This window comes from Devosia sp. (assembly GCF_041917035.1).
In the GTDB taxonomy this organism is placed as follows: Bacteria; Pseudomonadota; Alphaproteobacteria; order Rhizobiales; family Devosiaceae; genus Devosia_A.
Genome location: NZ_JAYRYM010000209.1, coordinates 1 through 6,547, shown reverse-complemented (window position 1 = coordinate 6,547; position 6,547 = coordinate 1). Strand labels below are relative to the sequence as shown.

General features: G+C 67.5%; 7 protein-coding genes. All 7 read left to right on the top strand.

All coding sequences use genetic code 11. The features are described 5' to 3' along the window. Window positions 1–404: short-chain fatty acyl-CoA regulator family protein (locus ACE3TU_RS17230; RefSeq protein WP_374626415.1), on the top strand; the 404-nt coding region annotated here is incomplete at its 5' end. A gap of 99 nt (window positions 405–503) precedes the next feature. Continuing rightward, the gene (locus tag ACE3TU_RS17225; RefSeq protein ID WP_374626413.1) at window positions 504–845 is read left to right on the top strand and encodes a YciI family protein; all 342 of its coding nucleotides are present in this window, start codon (window positions 504–506) and stop codon (window positions 843–845) included. A 65-nt stretch (window positions 846–910) separates the two neighbouring features. Next, window positions 911–1,774: a carboxylating nicotinate-nucleotide diphosphorylase gene (gene nadC / locus ACE3TU_RS17220; protein ID WP_374626411.1), complete on the top strand. Its 864-nt coding sequence runs from the start codon at window positions 911–913 to the stop codon at window positions 1,772–1,774. Then, window positions 1,771–2,580 carry a 3'(2'),5'-bisphosphate nucleotidase CysQ gene (gene cysQ, locus ACE3TU_RS17215; protein ID WP_374626409.1) on the top strand — a complete coding sequence of 270 codons (810 nt, stop codon included), beginning with the start codon at window positions 1,771–1,773 and terminating at the stop codon, window positions 2,578–2,580. The genes nadC and cysQ overlap by 4 nt, the downstream gene beginning before the upstream one ends. Window positions 2,581–2,724: 144 nt before the next feature. Further along, complete coding sequence (locus ACE3TU_RS17210) at window positions 2,725–3,273, top strand: PadR family transcriptional regulator (protein WP_374626407.1); 549 nt, start codon at window positions 2,725–2,727, stop codon at window positions 3,271–3,273. 15 nt (window positions 3,274–3,288) lie between these two features. Then, the gene (locus tag ACE3TU_RS17205) at window positions 3,289–4,512 is read left to right on the top strand and encodes an efflux RND transporter periplasmic adaptor subunit (protein ID WP_374626405.1); all 1,224 of its coding nucleotides are present in this window, start codon (window positions 3,289–3,291) and stop codon (window positions 4,510–4,512) included. Further along, a partial coding sequence (locus ACE3TU_RS17200) for an efflux RND transporter permease subunit (RefSeq protein ID WP_374626403.1) occupies window positions 4,509–6,547 on the top strand: 2,039 nt, incomplete at its 3' end. The genes ACE3TU_RS17205 and ACE3TU_RS17200, both read left to right, overlap by 4 nt.

Genomic DNA, 6,547 nt, shown 5'->3' with positions numbered 1-6,547 from the left:
ATTCGGCGACGCCGCTGCAGTTCCCCCGCTTCGGCGGGGCGTGCCCGCTGTGGAACGTGCATCGCGCGTTCGAGGAGCACGGCCGGATCGGCCGGCAGCTGGCCGAAACGCCGGACGGCAACCGCTATCTGTGCCTTGCCTGGTCGGAGGAGAAGCGGACCGGCGGGTTCCGCGGCCCGGTGCGGCGCTACGCCTATGCGCTGGGTTGCGAAATCGCGCATGCGGGGAAGCTGACCTACGCCGTCGACCTCGATCTCAACCGCCCCGCCGCCTACGACCCGATCGGCATCAGCTGCCGCATCTGCCCGCGCACCGACTGCCTGCAGCGCTCGGTGCCGCCGCTCGACGCGCGACTGGAGATCGATGTGGACCGACGGGACGTGGTGCCGTACCGGCTGGGGTGAGGGACGGTTGCGCGCAGCGTGTCGATCCGGCCCGCCGCCATTCGACGATCCCGCAAAGGGCGCGGAGGGCGCCGGCGCGTGACGAAGCGAGGAGAACACATGACGCAGTACCTGATCGCCATCCACCACCCCGATGACTACGACCCGGCCGTGGCGGAGGACGCCGTGATGCACCGCGACATCGACGCGCTCAACCGCGAGATGGTGGCGGCCGGCGTCAGGGTGTTCGTCGGCGGCCTCGCGCCGGCCGGCGCCGCGATGTCGGTGCGGCCTAGGGCCGGCGGCCTGCTCTGGGTCACCGACGGGCCGTACATCGAGAGCAAGGAACACGTGGGAGGCTTCTGGGTGCTGGATCTGCCGAGCCGCGAGGACGCGCTCGAATGGGGCCGCAAGGCGGCCATCGCCTGCCGCGCGCCGGTCGAGGTGCGGGCGTTCAACTGAGGGTGACCGGCCGCTTGCGTTGATCGCTTGCTCCGGCTAGACCGGCCGCAACCCATGGATCGCTCATGACAGACGACTGGATCGTGCCGCCGCCCACCCAGATCGTCGAGGAGGCGGTGCGCCGGGCGCTGGCCGAGGACCTCGGCCTTTCGGGCGACCTGACGTCGGAGGCGACGCTGCCGAGGGGGGCGACGGCAACCGCGACGCTGACGGCGCGCCAGGCGGGCGTGCTGGCCGGCCTGCCCGTCGCAATCGAGACATTCCGGCAGCTGGGCGGCGCCGTGACGCTGGACGCACAAGTGGCGGACGGCGCGCCGCTCGAGAAGGGCGACATCGTCGCGGTGGTCTCGGGCGACGCGCGGCAATTGCTGGCCGGGGAGCGCACGGCGCTCAACTACCTCAACCACCTGAGCGGTATCGCGAGCCTGACGCGACAGTTCGTCGATGCGGTGGCCGGCACGGGCGCGCGCATCTGCGACACGCGCAAGACCACGCCGGGGCTCAGGGCGCTGGAGAAATACGCGGTGCGCTGCGGCGGCGGCCACAACCACCGCTTCGCGCTGTCCGACGCCATCCTGATCAAGGACAACCACATCGCCGTGGCGGGCGGGGCCGCCCTGGCCTATCGCGCGGCGCGGGCCCGGGCCGGCCATCTGGTTGCCATCGAAATCGAGGTGACCACGCTGAGCGAGCTGGACGAGGTGCTCGAGGCCGGAGCGACCATCGTGCTGCTCGACAACATGAACAATGACCTGCTGCGACAGGCGGTGGCGCTGAACCGGGGCCGGGCGCGGCTCGAGGCCTCGGGCGGGGTGACGCTGGAGCGGGTGCGCGGCATCGCCGAGACCGGGGTCGACTACATCTCCTCGAGCCAGATCACCATGGGCGCCCGGCCGCTCGACCTCGGGCTGGACGTCGAAATCCGATGAGCGATCGCCTGCTGGACCTGATGGTCACGGCTGCCATCGGCGCCGCCGAGGTGATCAACGAGGTCTACGACGGCGCCTTCGACGCCGAGGCCAAGGCCGACGGCTCGCCGGTGACGGTGGCCGACCAGCGGGCCGAGGCGCTGATCCTCGAGGCGCTGAAGGCGCATCCGGTGCCGTTCCTCGGCGAGGAGAGCGTTGCGGCGGGACACGTGCCGCATCTCGAGGACAGTTTCTTCGTCGTCGACCCGCTCGACGGCACCAAGGAGTTCATCAAGCGCAACGGCGAGTTCACGGTGAACATCGCGCTGACCGAGCACAGGCGGCCGCGTCGCGGCGTGGTGCTGGCGCCCGCCACGGGCGAGGTGTTCTTCGGCGGCCCCGACGGAGCGTTCTCCGCCCGGCTCGACGGACGTCAGCTGGCCGACCTGCGCCCCATCCGGGTCAGCGATCCGGACCGGCCGCTGCGCATCGTCGCCAGCCGGTCGCACGGGCATGCCGCGACACGGCTGCTGTGCGAGGCGATGCGCGTGGCCGAGGACGTGTCGGTGGGCTCGTCACTCAAGTTCTGCCTGCTCGCCGCGGGCAAAGCCGAGCTTTACCCGCGGTTTACCCCAACTTCGGAATGGGACACGGCGGCCGGACAGGCCGTGCTCGAGGCGGCCGGTGGCGTGGTAGTGGACATGGACGGACAGCCGCTGCGCTGCGGACACGCCGAGCGGCGCTTCCTGAACCCTTATTTCGTGGCCGCCTCGAGCCTGGAGCTGGCGCAGCGGGCGGTCACCGAGATGCGGCGGCTCACCGCCTGAGACGGGGCCGCGGCCCGCCCGACCGGCGCTGGCCATGAATTCCGCGCATGGCTGATCCGTCACCGGGGTGGTTGCGTAATGCATCCGACCCATATATAGGGCCGTCATATGCTGGTCCGTCATATGCCGAACGGATAGGGGTTCATGAACGTCAGAACAGTCTGCCTCGCCATCCTCTACGATGGCGAAGCCACCGGATACGAGATCAGGAAACTCTCCGTCGAGGGCGAGTATTCCTATTTCATCGATGCCAGCTACGGCTCGATCTATCCGGCGCTGGCCCGGCTGGAGCAGGAAGACCTGGTCACCTCGCGCGTCGAGGTGCAGGACGGCAAGCCGGCCAAGAAGATCTACTCGATTACCCCGGCCGGCCGTTCAGCTTTCATTCAGTCTCTCTTCGAGAAACTGGGCGAGGACGAGTACCGAAGCGAATTTCTACTGTTCCTGCGCTTCGCCTCCGAACTTCCCCAATCGCTGGTCGAACAGCGGCTTGCCGAGCGAATCGTCGAAGTCGACGCAACGCTGGCCGATTTCGACCGGCTCAAGAAAGAACACACACATCCCGGCGACGCCTGGGTCATCGATTACGGCCGGACTTGTATGCAGGCCGCGCGTGACTACATCGAGGCCCACCGGGGCAAGCTCATCGCGCTGGCGCGCCCCGATACGGGCGATGCCGCGGCGGCAGAATAGAGGGTATTTCTGACAATGCGTGCACTTTACTCATATGGCGTGGCCGGACTGATCCTGGTCGCCGGCGCCGCCTGGCTCGGCACCGGTACGCTGGTGGCGGGCGGCAACGGTCCCGGCAACGGCGAGACGCCGATCATCTCGCTGATCGACAAGAACGCGGAAGTGGCCGATGCCGGCCACCACGTGGAAGGCGAGGTCGATCCGCACCAGACAATCGCCCAGCGCGTCGCCGAGTCGACCGGCGCCGCCGCTCCGCTGCAATCGGTCCGCACCGAGACCTACCAGGTCCAGGCCTACCCGATCGAGGTCCCGCTGCGCGGCCGCACCAAGGCCAAGTCGGTGGTGACGATCACGCCGGAGACCAGCGGCGTCGTGACCGCGGTGTCGGTGACCAAGGGCCAGAAGGTCGCCCCGGGCGACATGCTGTGCAGTCTCGACCAGGGCACGCGCGCTGCGGCCGTGGCGCAGGCCGAGGCCGCACTGGCGCAGGCGCAGGTGAACTTCGACACCAACAAGGCGTTGCGGGACAAGGGCCTCGCGGCCGCCAACACCGCCAACGCGCTGGAAGCAGCGCTGAAGGCGGCGCAGTCCGGCTTCGACCAGGCCAAGGCCGAGTTCGACCGGACCACCGTGACGACGCAGGTCGCCGGCGTGGTGCAGGACCCGATCGCGACGGTCGGCTCGATGCTGAGCCCGGGCATGCCGTGCGCGACCATCGTGGAACTCGACCCGATGCTGTTCGTCGCCAATGTCCCCGAGGCGCGGATCGCGCGGGCCGAACTGGGCCTTGCCGCCAAGGTGACGACCGTCACCGGGCAGCAGGTGGACGGCAAGGTCAGCTACATCTCGGCACTGGCCGACGAAGCCACCCGCTCGTTCCCGATCGAGATCGAACTGCCCAACAAGGACGGGAAGGTGCTCTCCGGCATCACCGCTTCGGCCATCGTGAGCCTGGGGACGATCCCGGCGCACCTGCTGCCGCAATCGGTGCTGACGCTGGACGATGACGGCACGCTCGGGGTGCGAACCGTCAAGGACGACGTGGTGGAGTTCCATCCGGTGACGATCGTGTCGGATTCGCGCGCCGGAGTGTGGGTGACGGGGCTGCCGCCAAAGGTGGACGTGATCACCATGGGTCAGGAATACGTCGTGCCGGGCCAGAAGGTCGAGGCGACAAACGTTACGGGGACGCAGGACGCGGTTTCGACCGGCGCCGCTGCCGAAGGGGTCAAGTCATGATGAATTTCCTCGAACGCGTCCTGCGCATGCCGCGGGTCGTGCTGACGGTGATGGGCCTGCTGCTCCTCGCCGGGTTCGGCGCGTACACCACGCTGCCCAAGGAGAGCTTCCCGGCGATCGACATCCCGTATTTCTACGTGTCGGTGAGCCAGACCGGCGTTTCGCCGCGCGATGCGGAGCGGCTGCTGGCCAAGCCAATCGAGGACCGGGTCAAGGACATTGACGGGCTCGAGAACTACACCTCGACCGCGACCACCGGCCATGCCTCGGTGTTCCTCGAGTTCAACGTCAACGCCGACAAGGACAAGGCGCTCGCCGACATCCGCGCCAAGCTCGACGGCGTTTCCGCCGAACTGCCGGAGGACGCCAACGAGCCGACGGTGACGGAGATCTCGTTCTCCTCGATGCCGTCGATCTCGGTTGCGATCTACGGCGACGTGCCCGAGCGGACGCTGGTGCAGCGCGCCAAGGACCTCAAGGAAGCGCTCGAAGACATCTCCGTCGTCCAGAGCGTGACGATCTCCGGCTCGCGTGACGAGATGCTGGCGGTGACGATCGACATGAACCGGCTCGAGGCCTACAACCTCACGGCCAGCCAGCTGTTCGACGCGCTCGCCAAGAACAACATGGTGGTGCCCGGCGGCACGCTCGACACCGGACGCGGTTCGTTCAACGTCGAGGTCCCGGGGCTGATCACCACTGCGCAGGACGTCTACACGCTGCCGATCAAGGCGGATGGCGACAACATCGTCACCTTCGGCGACGTGGCGACGATCACCCGGACCTTCAAGGACGCCACCGAGTATGCCCATGTGAACGGGCAGCCGGCGATCACGCTCGGCGTCGTCAAGGAACTGGGCTCCAACGTCATCGACCTGTCCGATCGCGTGCGCGCGCTCACCACCGAGGTCGCCAAGGACTGGCCGGCGGGCGTGCAGTATTCGTTCCTCGTCGATCAGGCCGACTCGACCAAGCACCTGTTCCGCTCGCTCGAAGCCGCAGTGCTGACAGCCGTGGCACTGGTGATGACGGTGTGCGTCGCGACCCTCGGCGTGCGCCCTGCCCTGATGATCGGCACCTCGATCCCGATCTCGTTCACGATCGCCTTCCTCGTCGTGCAGATGCTCGGCATGACCATCAACATGATGATCATGTTCGGCCTGGTGCTCGCCGTGGGCGTGCTGGTGGACGACCCGATCGTGGTGGTCGAGTACGCCGAGCGAAAGCTGCAGGAGGGCGTCTCCAAGAAGGAGGCGTTCATCCTCGCCGCCCGCAAGATGTTCGTGCCGGTGGTCTCGGCCACCTTCACGACGCTGGGCGCCTTCGTCCCGCTGCTGTTCTGGCCGGGCATCATCGGCAAGTTCATGAGCTACCTGCCGATCATCGTCATCGTGGTGATGGTGGCCTCGCTGGTCTCCGCCCTGATCTTCATGCCGGTGATCGGCGCCATCATCGCGTCGAGCCACGTGGACGCGAAGGCCAAGGAAGCGGCCGACGTGGTGATGTATGCCGACAAGTTCGACGTGAAGAAGGTGCGTGGCGCGACCGGGGTCTATGTCCGCACGCTGCAGCACCTGATCCGGCATCCGATCCTCGCGCTCGGCGTGGGCTTCGCCGTGATCGTGGGCATGTTCGCGCTCTATATCTCCAACCCGACCGGCGTGGAGGCCTTCCCGGCCTCCGAACCGGAGTTCGGCACCGTCAACGTCATCGCGCGCGGCAACTACTCGCCGGTCGAAATCCGCGACATGCTGGTCGAGGTCGAAAAGGAAATCCTGCAGGTGCAGGGTATCCAGGATTCGATCATGACCTTTGCCGGCTCGGGCGGCGGCATGATGGGCGGATCGGCCCCGCCGGACACGATCGGACAGTTCAGCCTGCAGCTGATCAACTGGAACGAGCGCGTCAAGGCGGCAGAAATCTTCCAGAACATCCGCGACCGCGTTGCCGATATCTCGGGCATCGAAGTGCAGATCGCCGCGCAGGAGAACGGTCCGCCGGCCGGCAAGGCGATCAACCTGAGCGTCGAAAGCAC